This is a genomic window from Alicyclobacillus macrosporangiidus CPP55 (assembly GCF_000702485.1).
In the GTDB taxonomy this organism is placed as follows: domain Bacteria; phylum Bacillota; class Bacilli; order Alicyclobacillales; family Alicyclobacillaceae; genus Alicyclobacillus_H; species Alicyclobacillus_H macrosporangiidus_B.
In genome coordinates, this window is the sequence record NZ_JNIL01000001.1 from 640,995 (window position 1) to 658,972 (window position 17,978).

Below are 17,978 nucleotides of genomic sequence, written 5' to 3' on the forward strand. Positions count from 1 at the left end.
CGCCACTCCGACAGGACGCAGACGTTTACCATGGAAAACCCAAATGCGCGCGGCGCCGCATCGGTCATGCGGATCCGGTGCTGGAACAAAAAAAGCCGCGGCGGCGCCATGAGGCGCAACCACCGCGGTGTGGGCCCGCGTTGAAGCGAGACGGATTACTTCACCTTGCAGCGCTCCAACAGCCCGCGCTCCTCCAGCACCTTGTACAGGGTGGAGCCCATCTCCGACGGGGTGGGCGCGACGCGGATGCCGCATTCCTCCATCTTCGCGATCTTCGATGCGGCCGTGCCGCTGCCCCCCGAAATGATGGCGCCCGCGTGCCCCATCCGCCGTCCCGGAGGTGCCGTCGCCCCCGCGACGAATCCCACGACAGGCTTCGTCATATGATCGCGGATCCATTCCGCAGCCTGCTCTTCCGCAGTGCCGCCGATCTCGCCGATCATGATGACCGCTTCGGTGTCGGGATCCTCGTTGAACATCTGCAACACGTCGATGAACTCGGTACCCTTGACCGGGTCGCCGCCGATGCCGACCGCGGTCGACTGGCCCAGGCCCAGGTTCGTCAGCTGATACACCGCCTCGTATGTCAGGGTGCCGCTGCGCGAGACCACCCCGACCTTCCCGGGGGTGTGGATGTAACCTGGCATGATGCCGATCTTACATTCGCCCGGCGTGATGACCCCGGGGCAGTTGGGGCCGATGAGCCGGGTGTGCCGGCCTTCCATGAAACGCTTGACCTTGACCATGTCGAGGACCGGAATGCCCTCCGTGATGCAGATGACGAGGTCCAACTCGGCGTCGACCGCCTCCATGATGGCGTCGGCCGCCCCCGGCGCCGGAATGTAGATCACCGACACGTTCGCCCCCGTCTCCTTCACCGCTTCCGCAACGGTGTTGAACACCGGGACGCCCTCCACCTTCGTACCACCCTTGCCGGGGGAGGTGCCGCCGACCACGTTCGTGCCGTATTCAATCGCCTGACGGGTATGGAACAAACCGGCGGACCCGGTAATGCCCTGTGTAATGACGCGCGTGTCCTTGTTGACCAAAATGCTCATCGGCACTCTCTCCTTGTCCGCGCCGGGAATTCCGGCCGTACTTGTCGATCCCGCTTGTCCTCCAGGCGCCCCCTTTCCACAGTTCGGCGCCCGTCCTTCCGTCCGCGGGGGCACTCAGACCAGGCTGACGATGCGCTGCGCCGCGTCCGCGAGCGAGTCGGCCGCGATGATGTTCAGGCCGGACTCATTGAGGATCTTCTTGCCCAGGTCGACGTTCGTACCCTCCAAGCGCACGACCAGCGGTTTATCCAAGCCCACCTGACGGGCTGCCGCTACCACGCCGCTCGCAATCACGTCGCACTTCATGATGCCGCCGAAGATGTTGACCAAAATCCCTTTCACCTTGGGATCAGAGAGGATGATCTTGAACGCCTCGGTCACCTTCTCCTCAGTGGCACCTCCGCCGACGTCGAGGAAGTTGGCCGGTTCCCCTCCGTAGTACTTGATGGTGTCCATCGTCGCCATCGCGAGGCCGGCGCCGTTGACCATACAACCGATGTTGCCATCGAGGGCGATGTAGTTCAGGCCGTACTTGGACGCCTCGATCTCCTTCGGATCCTCTTCGTCCAGATCGCGCAGCTCAAGGATCTCGGGATGGCGATACAGAGCATTGTCATCAAAATTGAGCTTGGCGTCGAGCGCCATGACATCTCCCTCGGCGGTGACGACCAGCGGATTGATCTCGGCGACGGAGCAGTCTTTGTCGACAAAACAGTGGTAGAGGGCCGTCATGAACTGCGCGGCCTTTTTCACCAGTTCATTTGGAATCCCGATGCTGTAGGCGAGCTGGCGAGCCTGGTACGGAAGCAGGCCGACGGCCGGATCAATTGTGGCGCGGAAGATCTTCTCCGGCGTCTTGGCGGCCACTTCCTCGATCTCCATACCGCCCTCGCCGGAAGCCATCATCACGACGCGGCCGGTGTTCCGGTCCACGACCAGGCCTATGTAATACTCCTTCTGGATGTTGGTCAACTGCTCAATCAACAACCGCTTGACCACCTTGCCCTCTGGACCGGTCTGATGGGTGACGAGTGTCTTGCCGAGCAATTCGCGGGCATGCTGTTCCACTTCCTGCAGCGACTTGCCGATCTTGACACCGCCCGCCTTGCCGCGGCCCCCGGCATGGATCTGAGCCTTCACAACCCCCTTGCCACCCAGCTCCTTTGCGGCCTCCACGGCCTCTTCCACGGTAAACGCCACCTTACCCTGCGGCACGGCGACCCCATAGCTGGCGAGCACCGCCTTCGCCTGGTACTCATGGATGTTCATGGCGAGTCCTCCTTACGTCCAGGTGGTTGCATTGCGTCACCGCGTTCCCGCGGAGCACGACAACACAAAAAAGACAACACCGGGTCGTCTTCGCCGCCAATGTGGGTTCGGCCGGCGAAACGCGATCTCGATGTCCAATCCTTTTCTAAGATAAAATACAGGCGTTCGATTTACAACTCGGAAATGCGTGCATCCCCGGTCTCACACCGGGGATGCGGGGAAATCCGGGGTGGGTTGGGTCAGTGTCCGCGCGCCCACAGGGTGACCGCGCCGGCGACGAAGGAGAACGTCATGCACAACACGTACACAGACAACAAGCGCATGGCCCAGCGATCCCGCCAGACATGCATCACCAGCGCCAAGACGCTCCCGACAAGCGCTAGCACCCAGGTCCAGATGACGCACTGAGCCTGCCAAGGAAACGGGATACAGCTGGCCACCGCCACCCCCGCCGAAGCGACCGCCAACGCCAGCGCACACGCGACCACCACCCACTGTGGCCAGCTGCGCATTCCACGCAAATGATGCAGGCGCTTTCGCGTCTTCCATGCCCGCATACTGATGACCCTGGCCGGTTGCGGCACCCGGCCGGGAAACTTGGTGTTTTGCGGTCTCCCGTTGTGTCCCTGCACGACTCACAACCCCTCAGCCGTTTGTCTACGATGGTACCGTGGAGGCCCGGAGTTCGCAAGATCTACTCATTCTATTCAGAATACCATGGACGTGCCTGTGCACGCGGGTATATAACAACCTATGCGGAAAGCCTCATCGACTGAACGGACAAGGAGAGATGCCCGATGTTGGGATCCGCCGTCGGAGCAGTCTTGGACGGGATCGGCGCGTCGGTGGTCACGGTGGAGGCCGACGTCGGCCGCGGGTTGCCGCAATTCCACATCGTCGGGCTGCCGGATTCGGCGGTGAACGAGTCCAAGCTCCGCATCCGGTCCGCCATCCGCAACTCCGGGTTGGAGTTCCCGAACAACCGCATCACGGTCAACCTCTCGCCGGCCAGTGTGCGTAAACGCGGGGCAGGCCTGGACCTCGCCATCGCCGTCGCCATCCTGCGCGCCGCCGGCGTGCTGCCCGCATCAGAGCAGGCCATCGGGTTCGCGGCCGAACTGAGCCTGTCCGGGGCGTTGGCTCCCGTACCGGAAGCGGTGAACCTGGCCATCGGCCTCGCCGCCGCAGGCGTGCACAGCGTGGCCGTCGCAACCCCTCAGATCGGTTCGTGCGTGCCCATCCCGAGTCTGACCTGGCACACGTACGCCCATCTTCGCGATCTCATCCAAGACCTGCGGAACCACGGACACCTTCGCCAACCTTATTCCCCACCGCCCATCCTCACCGCGCAGGCGGACGTGGACTTGGCCGAAGTCATGGGCCTGGACGAAGTGAAACGAGCCCTCGCGCTGGCCGCCGCGGGCCATCACCACCTCGTGCTGGTCGGCCCGCCCGGTTGCGGCAAGACGATGCTCGCCGAGCGCCTGCACACGCTCCTGCCAGACCTGACGCCCGACGAAGCCTTGGAGGTGCACGCAATCCACCAGGCGGCCGGGAGCCCCCGTCCGCCGACCCTGAGGCCTCCGATGCGGATGCCGCATCACACCATCGGACAAGCGGGGCTGATCGGGGGTGGCACACCCCCTGCGCCCGGCGAGGTCACGCTGGCCCACCACGGCGTGCTCGTCCTGGACGAGGTGCTCGAATTTCGCCGCGCAGCCCTGGATGCGCTGCGCGAACCTTTGGTGCAGCGGGAAGTCCGGCTCACGCGCGGGGGTCGCTCCGTCACGTATCCCGCTTCGTTTCTCCTGGCGGGAACGCTCAATCCTTGCCCCTGCGGCCAGAGCGGGTTCGGGACGTGCAACTGCCCGGAAGCGGTGATTCTGCGCTACTGGAGCCATCTGTCGGGTCCGTTGCTGGACCGCATCGATATGGTCGTCCCCGTCCGACCCGCCCGCGACCGCGCGTACGATGAGGTCTCTCGGCGCGTGACCTCAGCGGAACTGCGTGCGGCCGTGGCCCGCGCCCGCATGGCGCTCGCGGACCGTACCCGCGGCGTACAAGGGGAACCGCACCCAAGGGATTTCGCAGCCGCTGCCCTGAGCCGGCTTCACCTCGCCGCCACCCGCCTTCCCCTGTCCCGACGTGGCGCCCTCGCCGTAGCGCGACTGGCCCGGACGCTCAGCGTAATGGAAGGCAAGGACAGTGTTCAACCCACGCATGTGGATGAGGCGATTGCTTTCCGCAGCCCAGGACTGCCGGTGCACCGCTGACGCCGTCATTCGTCCCAGACGGATTCGATGGCGCCGCGGATGTGTTCGAGCGCGACCACCCGCCGTCCGCTCACCGTCAACCCGATCACGTCCACGCGCACGAGGGCCGGTGCAGGACCCGTCCAGTCCGCCAAGAAGCGGCGGGTGAGCCGGGCTAACCGCAGCCGTTTGCCCTCCGTGACGGACTCCAATGCCGATCCGTACCGATCCGTCCCACGCGTCCGCACCTCAACAATCACCAGGACGCCACTGGGCGTCCGCGCAACCAGGTCCAATTCGCCCCAGCGGCACCGCCAATTCTTCCGCTCCACGCGCCAGCCGAGGGCCCGTTCCAGGTACTGGGCTGCGAACCGCTCGCCGAACCGCCCCAATGCCCGCCGGGTCACGCCTGAACCTCCCGTCGACGGGTCAGCGGGCCGCCCGATACACCGCGGCCAACACCTGTGCGACGACGACGTACAATTCCTCTGGGATCACTGCGTCCACCTCGACGGCCATCAACGCCTCGGTCAACGCGGCATCCGCGTGGACGGGCACGCCCGCCTCCCGCGCCCGGCGGACGATCGCCTCGGCCACTGCTCCACTGCCCTTGGCGACCACCCGCGGGGCGGCGGCGGCCGCCTGTTCATACTGAAGCGCCACCGCTCGCTTCCTCTCCATCGCGCTCCTCCTCCACGTCCAGGACACGCCAACTGTTCAGACGCCAACCAGACTCCGCCAACGCCTCGGCCAAAGGCTCCGCGGCGGCCGCCAATGCCGGCTGCATCCGCTCCGGCGCGCGGACCCGGACCGACAGCGACGGACGCGCACACACCAGTTCCACGTTGACCTGCGCTTGCGCCAGCCGCAGTCCCAGGCGAATCCGGTGCACCGTGATTCCACCGGGCCCGGAGCGGCTCTGGCGCCGCCCTTCCCATCGGACAGCCGTCATCGTCCCCTGGCCCGGTGTAGGCGAGGGAAGCCAAAAGAGGCCGGCCCCGTGGATACTTCCATCCGGGGATCGCACCGCCCCCATCATCCGTTGTAAATACACCCAGTTCCGGACGCGCTCCGGGGCCGCTGACACCTCTTCCCTCCGCCAGTGGGCGAAATCCGTGACGCCAGCGGTGACTTCGTGCCCAAATCCTGGCGCCGTTCCAGACCCCTGTCCAGGCGCCGTTCTTGCCCCTGTCACCATACCAGGCACCGACACCATACCCGGTTCAGGTGCCGTTGCAGCCCCTGGTATGGCATCAGACACCGTCACGATACCCGGTTGAGTCATACTAGCCCCAGGCAACGCACCCGGCGCCGGCACTGTACCCGGTTCAGGCACCGCGGCAGCCACTGGTACCCTACCCGGCACCGGCATCGTACCTGGAACCGGCACCGTTCCGGGACCTGTCCCGGGCCATCGCACCACCTCGCCTTCGGGTCCGGCGGAGGCAATCAGTTCGGCGAGCACCGCCCACAATCGTTCGATGCCGAATTGCGCGACCTCAACCTGGCTGGTCTGGTGCCCCTCGGACTGTCCCGCCGTGTGGCCGGCCAATGCCGTTTCGAACAACAGCCTTCGCCAGGCCCACTCGGTGTGAAGCCACGACGACCGCTCCATGAGAATGGCCGGAAGGGATTGCTCCAGCCGAGCCACCTGCGCCAAGCCGACCCCATCCGCTGCCGAGCTCGGCGCGGTCTGGTGGGTGCGCACAGCCTGGGAGCCCCGGGCGGCCCCGATCTCCCGCTGCCGGCTGCCCTCCGTCGCCGCGCCCGGTCCGCGCACGCTGGCCGCCTCACGCGCCGGCGGGACACCTGTGCCATGTCCGCTCGGCGGCAGCACCGGCCCGGTCACAGGAGCCCCAGCGTGCCTTGGCACGCTCTCCTGACCGGCGCGAAGGATCGCCGATGCAGCGGTGTTGGCCCGTACTCGGCCAACGCCCGAAGGTGCTCCGGCGTCCCATAGCCGGCGTGATGTTCAAACCCGTACTCCGGATATCGCGAGGCCCACCCTTTCATCCATCGGTCGCGCACCACCTTGGCGACGATGGAGGCGGCGGCGATGGACAGACAACGGGCGTCCCCATCGACCACAGGCAACGCGGGGCGCGCGGCGGACGGAAACACAGGGGGATGCGGCCCGTCGGTCAACACCAATCCGATCTCGACCTCGAGTCCATCCACTGCTCGTCCCATCGCCAAACGCGCCGCTTGCAGGATGTTCATCTCGTCGATCTCGCCGACGGTCGCGTAACCGACTGACACCGACACCGCCTCTTCCACAATCCGTTCGTACAGGATCTCGCGCTGCCGATATGTAAGTGACTTCGAGTCGTCGACGAAGGCCCATCGCTCCGGGGGTCCGTCCACCACGACCGCGGCTGCCACCACCGGTCCCGCAAGGGCGCCGCGGCCCGCCTCGTCGACCCCCGCGTACACCGACACCGCTTGCACGAGTGCCCGCTCCTGCGCCCACAGCTGCCTGGCTCGCTCCAGCGCCGCGGCCTGCTTGGCCTGCGCCCGCATGACCATCCTCCTCTCTTCGCTCTTTTACAACGTCCTCTCTCCAGTCTAACGGGCGCAAGACTGGCTGACCAGCAGGGCGAGAAGAAACATCTCGCCTGCGGGAAACGCTGTGCGCCTTCAGCCCTCCAAAGGAGCGGGCCCGTCCGATCGCCCGGCCGGCTCCGACGCTGCCGAGGCCGGAGCTGGCGCATCCCCCGCCGAATCCGGCGGCCACTCGAACGACAGCCGCCCCAGCTTTCCCGTCTGCACCTCCCGCAGCAGAAGGTCCGCCGCACGCTCCTCGTCCCATGCGCCACCGCCTCGCCGCAGTCCCCGCCGTTCGGCGATGGCCTGGAGCACTGGCTCCGCCGCCTGCCACAGCCCGCCCGCGTCTCCGCTATCCAATGGGCCCGTGTCCGCCACCGGTTGGACCCCGTACCGCTCCGTCAACGCGTGCGGATAGTGCCGGGATGCGAACACGACGAAGTACGCCGCCACCAGCAACCGGTCTACCACGTCGGACTTGATGGCTCCTGAGACAGCCAACGCCAAGGCTGCCCGCTGATCCGTCAGTTTCGGCCACAGGACGCCGGGCGTGTCGAGCAGTTCGATCCGGCCGAGCCGGATCCACTGCTGCGTCTGCGTGACCCCTGGACGATCCCCGATTTTCGCCGCGGACCTGCCCGCCAAGCGGTTGATGAGCGATGACTTTCCGACATTCGGAATGCCCACCACCATCGCCCGCAGCGGCCGCGGACGCAGTCCCCGCCGGGCTTCTTTCTCCCGCAAGGCATGCGCTGCCTCTTCCAGGGCGGGGAGGATGCCTTCGATCCCCCGGCCGCTGCGGGCGTCCACCAGGACCACGGACTGACCCTCCCGGCGAAAGTGATCCACCCAGGCCCGTGTGGCCGCGGGATCGGCCAGGTCTATGCGCGTCATCACCAGGACCTTCGGCCGGCTGCCGAGCATGTCGCGGAGCATGGGGTTACTGCTCGCGGACGGCAGGCGGGCGTCCACCAACTCCAGGGCCGCGTCCACCCGCCGCAGGGCCTCTTCCATTTGCCGCTTCGCCTTGGCCATGTGGCCAGGAAACCAATGGATCGGTTCCACCGTTTGCCCTCCTCGCTGACCAATAAAAAAAGGAGGACGGTTCCCCGTCCCCCTGTTTCCGTCCGTCACCGGATCTCTTTGATGCGCGCCGCCTTGCCGGACAGGCCCCGCAGATAGTACAGCTTCGCACGGCGAACCTTGCCGCGGCGTACCACTTCAATCTTCTCCACCTTCGGAGAGTGCAGCGGGAACGTACGTTCGACCCCCACGCCATAGGAGATCTTCCGCACGGTATAGGTCTCGCTGATGCCGCCGCCGCGCCGGCGGATCACGACGCCCTCGAAGACCTGAATCCGCTCGCGCTGTCCTTCACGAACCTTCACGTGCACCCGCACGGTGTCACCGGGGCGGAAATCCGGGATGTCGGTGCGCAGCTGGTCGCGGGTCACTTCACGCAGGATGTTCATCCGGAACGCCCTCCTTCCCACAGGTGTTCGTACCGTCTCACGTCACTGGCAGAGGAACACCGTAATCACGCCGAATCATTCTACCATATCGTCGGCAGACTCGGCAATCCTGTCCTTTCTTCACGACGCTCCATGCTATGGGCCACAGGTCAGCTGTTGGACCGGTGGATGTGTACCGTCGCGCTCATCCCCGGTATCAGTTGAACCCCGCCGTACCCCGACAGGTCTATCCGCACCGGGACCGTCTGCGTCACCTTGGTGTAGGTCCCGCTGGTCGTCCCTGACGCGGGCAGGAGCGAGAAAAGCGAGTTGGTCGCCCGCCCGATGGCGCTGACCGTGCCCTTGAACGTCTGATCGGGATAAGCGTCGATGTGGATATCGACCGCATCCCCGACACCGACGTTGCGCACGTCGGTTTCGTTGATGTTGGCCACCACGTACAGGTGATTCATATCGACCACGTACGCCAGCGGTTGACCAGGGGCCGCCATCTGACCCACTGTGGCACTTACCTGCGTCACCCTCCCGCTGGTCGGGCTGTCCACCTCAGCAGCCTTGTTCACCGCCGCGACGACATTCGGATCCTTGGCGGCCGCCCCCAGTTGGCTCAGTTCGATCCGCGGATCGATCTTGCCGAGGACCTGCCCCGCCTGCACCGAATCTCCGTCTTTCACATTCCAGCTCGTGAGGTTGCCCGCGAACTGCACATTCACGGGGTATTTCGGGCCCTCCACGAAGGCGTTGTTGGTGGTGACGTAGTTCTCCCGGTTGTAGTAGTAGGTGTACCCACCGTAGATCAGGCCCAGGATCACCAGCAACGCCACGACGTTCAATACGATGATGCGCCGCAGTCCCACGCGAACACCCCTCTTCTGAGCCACTGCAATGCTTTAGCCGACATAAATTTTATGATGTGTAGATTCGTTTGTCCAGCGCTTGTCCCAGGGCGCGGCGCACCATCAAAAAGGCCCCCATGCCGGGGGCCACCTTACATTTCTGCGAACTGCCGCGGCGATCGCCTTCAGGGCCGGTGTACGTCGTCCACACCGAGCCCGTCCTCCAATCCGCCGCGATCTTCCTCCGGAGCCCGTTGGGCCAACCGGTCCAAAGACACCTCGATCTCCAGATCGCGGATGAAACGAGGCAGCTCTGGCTGCTGTTTCATCTCACATCCCCCCTCGATTGATGAAATCAATCGCGGGTTCCACCGTGCTTTCGTATCCAGAATGGAACGCAGCGATGGTTTACATAATGATTATACCGTAAACCATCAATGAATGCAAATGTCTCCCTTTTTGCAGATGGATTTCTTGATTTAGTCGACGTTTTCCAACTGCTTGACCAGATCTTTCGGCAAGGTGATCTTGGCCGCCGGCTGGTCGATGTCGAAAAACACAGTGGTCGCGTCCACTTGTACCGTTCCGATCTGGCGGACGGTGCTCACTGATTCCGCGTCGACCCGGCGCAACAGGTGGTCGCGCTGTCCGACATAAAAGGTATACAGCACGTTGCCCATCTGACCGGATTGTACCGGCCAGACCAGCGCTGCGTCCCCCGCCGACACCCCGCCCGGCCACAGGTTTTGTCCGGACAGGGTCGCCTGATACACGTCACAGTATTCGTCGTTCACGTACACCCTCGGCAACTGGACGAGCGGGGCCTTTTGCTGCATTCCGCTTTGAATGGCCCGGACATATCCTTGGTACGCGTCCGTGTCCGTCAGGGCGGGTGCCGGTGACCAGTGTCCGTCCTGGCGGTAGTAGGCGGAGCCGCCCTGCTGGTAAAAATACAGGTCGGTCCCCTGGTTCAGCAGATCGATGGACACGCGATCCGGCCTGTTGATGGCGCCGTAGGCGGAGAAACTGCTGTGAAGCGCGCCTTGCTGAGATTGGACGTCGATCCTGATCATGTACTGATGCGCCCGTTGACCCGCTTCAGCCGCCGCCAGCACGGTGACCCACGCCGACTGAGGTTGGGGGATCCCCTGGCCGGCATCCGGCTTTTCTTTGGGTTGCGCCGCGGGGGTGCAACCGGCCAACAGAAACCCTGCCACCCAGGCCGCCCCCCACGCCAGCGCTCTCTGCCGCTCATGCCTGCATTCCCGGCTCACGGATCGTCTCCCCCTTTCTCCGGATACGTACCACCCAGCCCGCTGCCATGACGACCGCCAGGATCGCACTGGTGACCGGGACCACCGGAAGGTGATGGCGGCTCAGCACGAAGACATGACCGGAGCCGTACAGCGTCAGGACAAGCTGCGGTGCCTCCTGAGGAGCGAACTGGATGGTTCGGACGTTCACCACATTGGTCTGAAACACTCGCCAGTTTCGGACCAACTCACCGTTCCGGTAGGTGTAGGAACTGAAATAGCGCACCGGGCTGTTGCGCAACCAACTCGGGTCGTCGGTCAAGATCTCCGGCACGCTGTCTCCCGGAAAGCGGACCGCGGCTTCAAATCGCAAGGCGTCGTTGGGGGCCGTGTACAACGGCTTCCAGGCCCCGTCCACCATCCCCAGGATGGAAGCCGGCTGCCCATTGACGAACACCACATCGCGCCCGCTGTTATCGACGGGGCCGACGACCACATCATTCGGAAGCGGATGCTGCGGATCGCCGTGATACGTACTCACCACGCGGCCACTGTCGAGGGAGACGACCTGCAGGAGATTGACGCCTTGCACGAGGACCTCGTGCGCCCCCGGTGCGGAGAACGACCCTTGCCCCGCGATCACGCTGCCCTCCACCGGCACCCGGACCATCTTCCCCTGCCATGTGCCCCGCAGCACGCCATCCTCGATCGTGAAGCCGGGATCAGGCGTTACCCCGAGTGTGGCCAGCACCTGCCCCCAGTTGTGCGCTTCCTCGGCTTGTACGGCATTGCCGAGCCCCGTGATGGCGGCGCCGAGATCCGCCGGTGTCAAGGACATGCGGGTCAGATCGTGCGCCTCTGCCGAAGGAGACATGTACTGCAACACCCGTTCTCCGTCGATGATCCAGTCCGCACGGACGAACGGGAAAAACGGCGCGATGAACGGCGTGATGTCGAGCCGCGCCAAGTCCGCAGGGGACGCGGGAACCAGGTGCAATCCGCGCTGGGCGGGCGCCAGTTCCACGAATTGATACCGGTGGCCGAAGTCGCGCAACATCTCCCCGAGCGCCCCAGGGCTGCCCGTGGCTTGCAACGCCTCCCGCTGGATGTCCTGTTGCGTCTCGTGCACATTCGCCAGCGTGATCAACGATTGGCCGTGCCCGGTGTCCACCACCTCCAGCGGGAGGGCGGGAAGATCCGCGGGATCGAACCCGACCCGTGTGTGATACGTCACGCGGAAGTGGGTGAGGAACGTCCATTGGTCAAGCGGCAGCCACGCGTTGGCCAGCGCCAAGACGACGGCGCTCAAGGCGAGCGACAAGGGACGCACGCGGCCGAACCACCACGCCAGGATGAATAGACCCAGGGCCATGACCAGCCCGATGGCGGCCGCGATGACCAGCGGCTTCGCCGCGAGGCGGCTGAATCCCTGGCCGGCCAACAGGGCGAACAGGGTAAAGGTCACCCAGCGGCGCCGCGCTGCGGGCGGGATGGTGGTCCACCAGGCCAGCGCGATCGCCATGACGGCCACAACACCATACACGGAACCGTCCAATGCGAGCGGCCGGATGAGCCACACGTTGCACAGGTTCACGAACACCGCCCAAGCCACATACAGGAGGACGTACGCATTACGCCTCAGGCGCTCCATCGGGCACCTCCTCCCGCTCTTGCCACGCCGATGCCCAGATGAGCAGCAGCATGGCGTACGTGAAATAAGCGACCGCCATCGGCGCGAATTCAAACACATTCTCCATCCCGTTATGAATGAGCACGGCGATGAGTCCAGTCACTCCGCCGATGACGACATATCGGTCCCGGCCGCGGGCGAACCGAAGGGGACCCCGGAACAGATCCCGCATCAACTGCAGATGCATCGCCACAAACAGCGTCAATCCGACCAGGCCCGTCTCCGCCAGCGTCTTTGCGTAATAGTTGTCCGAGTAGATGCCGCTTTTGTACAGCGAACTGACTGCGCCGCCGAAGTTTCCGACGCCCACGCCGAACAGCGGGTTGGTGCTCATGCGGTCGTAGGCCGTGATCCACTTGAAGACGCGCCCGCTTTCCGAGGACTTGATCCAGTAAACAGGGGACAACAGATCCGCGATCCGGTGATGGATCGGCGGCAAAAACACCGCGACGACCGCGAGGACCACGAGGACCAGTAGCAACCGCCGTTCGAATCGAACGGCCATGATGACGACGGCCACCGCCAACGCCACCCACGCGCCACGGGTGGAGGTGAATAGCAGCGTGACCATGCACAGCGGTGTACCGGCGGCGTACAGCCACCGGCGCCGCCGATCGCGCTCGGCCAACGCCAGCCCGAACATCAAGGGAGTGGACAACGCCATATACGCCCCGAGTTCGTTCGGGCTCTGCAACACGCTGAACACCCTTGTGCGCACATGCTCACTCGCATCCACCCATCCGCCGGGGATCGGGACCGGCAGCAGGTATTGAAGGATCCCGTGTATACCCACGAGCATGGCCACCATGGCGCCCAGATGGAGCAACCTGGGCACATCCTGAGGGGCGATCAGGAACGGGAACAAAAAGGTGTACAGGATGTAGTACACGTCGATCCGGTATCCCTGGACCGCGATCACCGGTTGCACCAGTCCGGCGAACATGAGGCCCATCCCGAAGAGGATGAACCAACCGGCGTACCGCTGCCAGGGGAACCACTGCGGCCGGTGCCCAGCGATGAACCGTCCCAGCGCGATGATGGCGAGCACCACCAACACAACCTTGTCCCAGAGCAGCCCCAGGAGATGGACGACGGGTTGGCGCAAGGCGAAATCGACCACAGGGAACAGCATCCACAGATAGAGGCACCATCGGGCCCAGGCGGAGTTCGCCAGCCCGACAGACGTTCCGGACCTTGGCGGGATAGCCGCAGCGGCGGCACGATACGTCATACGTTCCACTCCCAGACGCCCGCGGCCCACAGAGGGCCTGTCAGGCGTGTTTGCTCAGTCATGGGTCAGTGCTTGGACAATTGAAACACAGGCCGGATCTCGCCGACCCAGGTCCCGGCATGATTGCGCAGCTGCGGCCGGCGAAAGCCGCTCAGCTTCGACAGGACCTCTTCGGAGACGAGCCCCGCCTGTGCCAGGGTCTCCACCACGGCCGGATACGCGGCGCGGGCGTTCCCGTCGTCCACCTTCACGCACAGTCCGATGCCTGTCCCCATCACGCCTGCGCAGTACACCCCTTCCGCCCCGGCCTTGCCGAGCAGGGTTCCCTGACCGGCGGACATCAGATCGGTACAAAACCGCTCCGTCCCCGCCACCAGGTGCGGATGGGACACCATCGCCCTGGCGATCCGCCGCATCGCCGCCGCGCGGCGGGTCCCGAGAACCGGTGCGGACGGTGCACTGAAGTGTGCATACGCGCGGGCGAGGCGATCCACGGGCAGTCCGAAGACGGGAACCCCGCATCCGTCCGTGCCGAGGACGATGTCCTCTTGCGGGACGCCGGTGACCTCCGCGACCGCTTGCAGAATGAGGCGTTGCACCGGATGATCCGGTTCCAGGTATGTATCGAGATCGGCTCCGAGAAATTTGGCGAGTGCCAGCATACCGGCGTGTTTGCCGGAACAGTTGTTGTGGATCGCCTCCGGCGACGCGCCGCTGCGCAGCAGCCGCTCGTACGACGGCGCGTGATACGGGGGATGCGCGCCGCACCGGAGATAACTGGCATCGATGCCAATCCGCTGCAAAAACGCCTGCACGCGTCCCGTATGCGCCTCCTCTCCGCTGTGGGAAGCGCACGCGAGCGCAATCTCCTCATCGCTCATCCCAAACGCGTCCGCCGCGCCGCTCTCGACCAACGGCAGCGCCTGCAACGGTTTCGCCGAAGAGCGGGCGTATGTCACCCGGTGCGGATCCCCGGCGGACCAAAGTACGCGTCCCGCGGTGTCCACCACCGCGATGTCCCCCAGGTGACGGCTCTCCACAAGCGGACCGCGGACGACTTCGACCAACAGTTCACTCATTCAGATCCCTTCGTTCTCTGCACAAGTTTGCGCTGCCGGCGCAGCTCGTACCGCGCAGGTGCGGTCTCGTAGTGGTGACGCTCCTCCTCGGTTTCTGGATACACGGGGGGCACCTCGGCCGGCCGCCCGTCAGGCCCGAGCGCGACAAAGGTCAGATAGGCCCGGGCGGTGGTTTTCACCTCGCCTGTCATAAGGTTTTCGGACTCCACCCGGACGAACACTTCCATGGAGGTTTTGTGCGTCCAGGTGACGAACGCCTCGAGGCGCACAGCTTCCCCCACGCGGATCGGTTCCAGAAAGTCGAGACTGTCGCTGGACGCGGTGACCACCGGCTTGCGCGCATGGCGCATGCAGGCGATGCTGGCGATCTTGTCGATGTACCGCATCACGTTACCGCCGAAGATGGTCCCGTGATTGTTGGTGTCCGGCGGCAGCACCAAATCGGTCATGATGGTCCGCGACATGCGGCACGGTTTGGGATCCATCCAGCCCCTCTCCTCCTTTTCGATGGCTCGTCCCCGCAGGGGCCACATCCCAGTATCCGCAATTCACATGCCTGACGTCAACCCAACACCGCCACGGAGGCTTCGTTCATGCATAGAACGATGGGTTAGGGTTAGGATAACGCACGCACCTTTTCGTATGCCGGAGAGGAGGGAGACAGTGGTGGAATCTGCGGACGCGCTCCTTCAGCTGGCGCGCGACGTATGGGCATTGGAGCAGGAAGGGGCGAACCTGTCCCAAACGTGGTATGATTTCGAAGCGCCCGAGGCGGGTGCGCTCAAACGGTTGTACACCCTCAACGGGCTAGCGTTGGAGAAACTGCAAAGCTTGGCAGAGTCCCTCGACACAAGGGTTCGCAGTGCCGACGACCGCGATCGACCGCATGTGCAGTATGCGTACAACCTGGTTCAGGAGCTGATCCAATCCAGGCGTGCCGTGCACGAGCTGATCGCCGCCCAACTTGATGGTCGGCGTGGATTTGATGAGGATTTTCGTGCGCTGGGATTGAAGGAACGGGCGGCCGAGCAGCAAGCCAGGAAGCTGTGTGACACCCTGACACAAGTTCATTGAAGCGCAACCTGCCGTTCGCGGAGTTCGGCGAACGTTGAAGGCAGCTCAAACCACCGGTTCAGGGATGCCAAATACGACGCCAAATACCCCGGGTCAGGTGGACTTCCCGGGGTATTTCACATGCTGCGGCAACCTCTGCCACTGGGCTAACAGGGCCGACGGGTTGAACGCCCATTCCCCCCGTCCGGTGTCCCGGTAGACGCCGAAGTGCAGATGAGGCGGAAATTTTCCACTGGTTCCCGGCGGACCGTAACCGCTGCTGCCCACGTATCCGATGATCTGGCCCGGTTCGACCACGTCGCCTCGCTTCAGCCCTTTTGCGTAGCTGGACAGGTGCGCATAGTAATAATACACATTATTGACGTCACGGATGCCGATCCGCCAGCCGCCATACCGGTTCCATCCCATCAGTTCCACGTAACCGTAACTGCAGGCCAACACGGGCGTACCATACGGCGCGAAGATATCGACACCCTCGTGAATCCGCCGTCCGCCCCAGCTTCTGCCGGCCCCGAAGGTGTGCTTGACCGTGTAGTTGGCTCGTTTCGACACGGGAAAACAGTGGCCTTTGGGATTTAACCCGTACTTGTCAAACAAGGTCTGAAAGGCCGCAATTCGGTCCATGGCCACCGGATCCTGGAACAAATCCCAGATCGCAACCTCCTCGTCGTCTTCACCGGACAACTCGTCCAGCCACTCGGCGAGAACAGGGATGCGATCCTGCGGATCCCAAGGCAACGCCATCCCGTCACCGTTTCCGTCACGGCCGAGCCCATGAAACAGACGGATGGTCATCGGATCGATGTCGAGCCAGTTGGGATTGTCGATGCCTGCCCACGCGGCGGGCTCGAAGGCGAAGCCGTAAAACGGGTTGCGCTCCCTGTCGCCCTTCGTCTTCATCAGCTCGGCGTATCGATCCACCGCCGCAAGCAACGTCCAGCTGACCCCGGTGTCCGCGGCCGCCTTCCGGTAGATGGGCATCAGCTCCTCTTGCGTCTTGCGCTCGGCGGCACTCACCGGACGGTCCTGGCCCCAACCGGCGACCATCGCCACGAGTGCACACACCACCACGAAGATGCATCGCTTGTTCATCGCCCAACCCCCGGGACAGGTGTACGGGTCCTGTTGGCCGAATGGAACACACGGCCCGGTGTTCCCCTTGTTACCCTGTCCCCGTCGGGGGACGCCTATTCCTGCCCATCCATGCCGAAGTACACCGGCTGTTCCCGTATACCTGTGACCCGCTGGTCCGGCACGCACAAGGGCGGACCGGTGGGTCCGCCCTGGTACGGGATACTTGCGTCGTGTCACGGTGAATCGTCGGTCAACTCAAGATGGCACGTGCTGTGGTTCGCCGTGTCTGTCTCCACACCGTCTCGAAGCCGGTTTGGATCCAGATATCCACTGGGTACAAATCCTGATCGGCCTCGCGTGCTACCCTCCTTGCCTCTGCGAATGACGAAAAAGGACCTTCTTGGTAGGTGTGCTCGTCGTCCGCCAGATGATAGTACAGCCAGTAAGCGTTTACCTGCAACGCACCACCGAAGCGCTCCGACAGATTGGGCCGCGCGCACCCTTCGCGAACGCCTCTGTTTACACGTATGTCGGTTTAAGCGTGTCTCATTCAACCCCGCGTGAGAAAAATCCTTTGCGACGCGCACGGTCGGTTCAGGTTCCCCGTGTGTCCATGATATGCTGGAATCGGTGTCCACCCAGGAGTGCATGAAGAGGTTGGAGGTGCCATTTCGAACCATGCGATCGGATGGAATGGACGGCAGCGGGGTGCTGCCGGAGGAGCAAGGCGTGGAGTCAGAACTGGAGTTGGTCGTCCGGTCCACCGAGATCGACGTCAATGGCCACGTCAACAACGCAAAATTTCTCGAATATCTCGAGTGGGGCCGCGAGGATTGGTACGAACGGTGCGGATTCGACTATGAAACCCTGCGAAAACTCGGGGTCGTCACCGTGGTCGCACACGTCAGTGCAAACTATCGGCGCGAAGCGTTCCAGAATGACCGGCTCCGGGTCCGCACGCGGCTGATATCCGTCGGAAACACCAGCATGCGCATGGGTCAGTGGATCACGAATCAACGAGGCGAACTCGTACTAGACGCCGAGTTCGTCATCGTCACCGTCGATCCCAACACGCGCAAACCCGTTCGCGTCCCGGACGCGTTTCGAGCGCACGTGATGGCACCCTATATGCCCGGTTGATCCTAT

Annotated in this window: 20 protein-coding genes; 3 read left to right on the forward strand and 17 right to left on the reverse strand. The window is 64.0% G+C overall.

The features are described from left to right. Positions 1 to 155 precede the first annotated feature (155 nt). The 3 genes from sucD to N687_RS0103415 form a co-directional block, all read right to left on the reverse strand. Positions 156 to 1,058 (reverse strand): succinate--CoA ligase subunit alpha, encoded by a 903-nt coding sequence (gene sucD, locus N687_RS0103405; RefSeq protein ID WP_029420518.1) that lies wholly within the window; start codon positions 1,056 to 1,058, stop codon positions 156 to 158. A gap of 114 nt (positions 1,059 to 1,172) precedes the next feature. Beyond that, a complete protein-coding gene (gene sucC / locus N687_RS0103410; RefSeq protein WP_029420519.1) occupies positions 1,173 to 2,327 on the reverse strand; it encodes an ADP-forming succinate--CoA ligase subunit beta in 1,155 nt (384 codons plus the stop codon). Positions 2,328 to 2,566: 239 nt separating this feature from the next. Next, entirely contained in the window at positions 2,567 to 2,959 is a 393-nt protein-coding gene (locus N687_RS0103415; RefSeq protein WP_029420520.1) for a hypothetical protein, read from the reverse strand. A gap of 165 nt (positions 2,960 to 3,124) precedes the next feature. Here N687_RS0103415 and N687_RS0103420 point away from each other — a divergent pair, with 165 nt between their 5' ends. After that, positions 3,125 to 4,600 (forward strand): YifB family Mg chelatase-like AAA ATPase, encoded by a 1,476-nt coding sequence (locus N687_RS0103420; RefSeq protein WP_029420521.1) that lies wholly within the window; start codon positions 3,125 to 3,127, stop codon positions 4,598 to 4,600. A gap of 5 nt (positions 4,601 to 4,605) precedes the next feature. Here N687_RS0103420 and N687_RS0103425 read toward each other — a convergent pair whose 3' ends face one another. The 13 genes from N687_RS0103425 to N687_RS0103485 all read right to left on the reverse strand — a co-directional run bounded on the left by N687_RS0103425 (position 4,606) and on the right by N687_RS0103485 (position 15,169). Continuing rightward, positions 4,606 to 4,986, reverse strand: coding sequence for a YraN family protein (locus N687_RS0103425; protein WP_029420522.1), 381 nt, complete (start codon positions 4,984 to 4,986; stop codon positions 4,606 to 4,608). Positions 4,987 to 5,008: 22 nt separating this feature from the next. After that, the gene (locus N687_RS0103430) at positions 5,009 to 5,260 is read right to left on the reverse strand and encodes an EscU/YscU/HrcU family type III secretion system export apparatus switch protein (protein ID WP_029420523.1); all 252 of its coding nucleotides are present in this window, start codon (positions 5,258 to 5,260) and stop codon (positions 5,009 to 5,011) included. Then, entirely contained in the window at positions 5,226 to 6,452 is a 1,227-nt protein-coding gene (locus N687_RS0103435) for a hypothetical protein (protein WP_156040019.1), read from the reverse strand. The genes N687_RS0103430 and N687_RS0103435 overlap by 35 nt, the downstream gene beginning before the upstream one ends. Next, on the reverse strand, positions 6,425 to 7,099 hold the full coding sequence (locus N687_RS0103440) for a ribonuclease HII (protein WP_081841121.1): 675 nt from the start codon (positions 7,097 to 7,099) through the stop codon (positions 6,425 to 6,427). The genes N687_RS0103435 and N687_RS0103440 overlap by 28 nt, the downstream gene beginning before the upstream one ends. A 117-nt stretch (positions 7,100 to 7,216) precedes the next feature. Further along, the gene (gene ylqF / locus N687_RS0103445; RefSeq protein ID WP_051662910.1) at positions 7,217 to 8,188 is read right to left on the reverse strand and encodes a ribosome biogenesis GTPase YlqF; all 972 of its coding nucleotides are present in this window, start codon (positions 8,186 to 8,188) and stop codon (positions 7,217 to 7,219) included. A gap of 65 nt (positions 8,189 to 8,253) precedes the next feature. Continuing rightward, a complete protein-coding gene (gene rplS, locus N687_RS0103450) occupies positions 8,254 to 8,595 on the reverse strand; it encodes a 50S ribosomal protein L19 (protein ID WP_029420527.1) in 342 nt (113 codons plus the stop codon). A 149-nt stretch (positions 8,596 to 8,744) separates the two neighbouring features. Continuing rightward, complete coding sequence (locus tag N687_RS0103455) at positions 8,745 to 9,452, reverse strand: HlyD family secretion protein (RefSeq protein WP_029420528.1); 708 nt, start codon at positions 9,450 to 9,452, stop codon at positions 8,745 to 8,747. 164 nt (positions 9,453 to 9,616) lie between these two features. Beyond that, entirely contained in the window at positions 9,617 to 9,760 is a 144-nt protein-coding gene (locus N687_RS23670) for a hypothetical protein (RefSeq protein ID WP_156040020.1), read from the reverse strand. Positions 9,761 to 9,910: 150 nt separating this feature from the next. Beyond that, positions 9,911 to 10,705 carry a hypothetical protein gene (locus N687_RS0103465; protein ID WP_029420529.1) on the reverse strand — a complete coding sequence of 265 codons (795 nt, stop codon included), beginning with the start codon at positions 10,703 to 10,705 and terminating at the stop codon, positions 9,911 to 9,913. After that, positions 10,683 to 12,335: a hypothetical protein gene (locus N687_RS0103470; RefSeq protein WP_029420530.1), complete on the reverse strand. Its 1,653-nt coding sequence runs from the start codon at positions 12,333 to 12,335 to the stop codon at positions 10,683 to 10,685. Before N687_RS0103470 ends, N687_RS0103465 begins: the two co-directional genes overlap by 23 nt. Beyond that, complete coding sequence (locus N687_RS0103475) at positions 12,316 to 13,605, reverse strand: O-antigen ligase family protein (protein ID WP_051662911.1); 1,290 nt, start codon at positions 13,603 to 13,605, stop codon at positions 12,316 to 12,318. The genes N687_RS0103470 and N687_RS0103475 overlap by 20 nt, the downstream gene beginning before the upstream one ends. A 65-nt stretch (positions 13,606 to 13,670) precedes the next feature. After that, on the reverse strand, positions 13,671 to 14,684 hold the full coding sequence (locus tag N687_RS0103480) for an asparaginase (RefSeq protein ID WP_029420532.1): 1,014 nt from the start codon (positions 14,682 to 14,684) through the stop codon (positions 13,671 to 13,673). Then, positions 14,681 to 15,169, reverse strand: a complete 489-nt coding sequence (locus tag N687_RS0103485; RefSeq protein ID WP_029420533.1) for an acyl-CoA thioesterase — start codon at positions 15,167 to 15,169, stop codon at positions 14,681 to 14,683. The genes N687_RS0103480 and N687_RS0103485 overlap by 4 nt, the downstream gene beginning before the upstream one ends. Before the next feature lie 181 nt (positions 15,170 to 15,350). Between N687_RS0103485 and N687_RS0103490 the strand changes: the two genes are divergently transcribed. Continuing rightward, positions 15,351 to 15,758: a hypothetical protein gene (locus N687_RS0103490; protein WP_029420534.1), complete on the forward strand. Its 408-nt coding sequence runs from the start codon at positions 15,351 to 15,353 to the stop codon at positions 15,756 to 15,758. A 93-nt stretch (positions 15,759 to 15,851) separates the two neighbouring features. On the opposite strand, the gene N687_RS0103495 is transcribed toward N687_RS0103490, so the two are convergent. Then, positions 15,852 to 16,850, reverse strand: coding sequence for a M23 family metallopeptidase (locus N687_RS0103495; protein ID WP_231493385.1), 999 nt, complete (start codon positions 16,848 to 16,850; stop codon positions 15,852 to 15,854). A gap of 630 nt (positions 16,851 to 17,480) precedes the next feature. Here N687_RS0103495 and N687_RS0103500 point away from each other — a divergent pair. Beyond that, the gene (locus N687_RS0103500; protein WP_331280120.1) at positions 17,481 to 17,972 is read left to right on the forward strand and encodes a thioesterase family protein; all 492 of its coding nucleotides are present in this window, start codon (positions 17,481 to 17,483) and stop codon (positions 17,970 to 17,972) included. Positions 17,973 to 17,978: the final 6 nt, after the last annotated feature.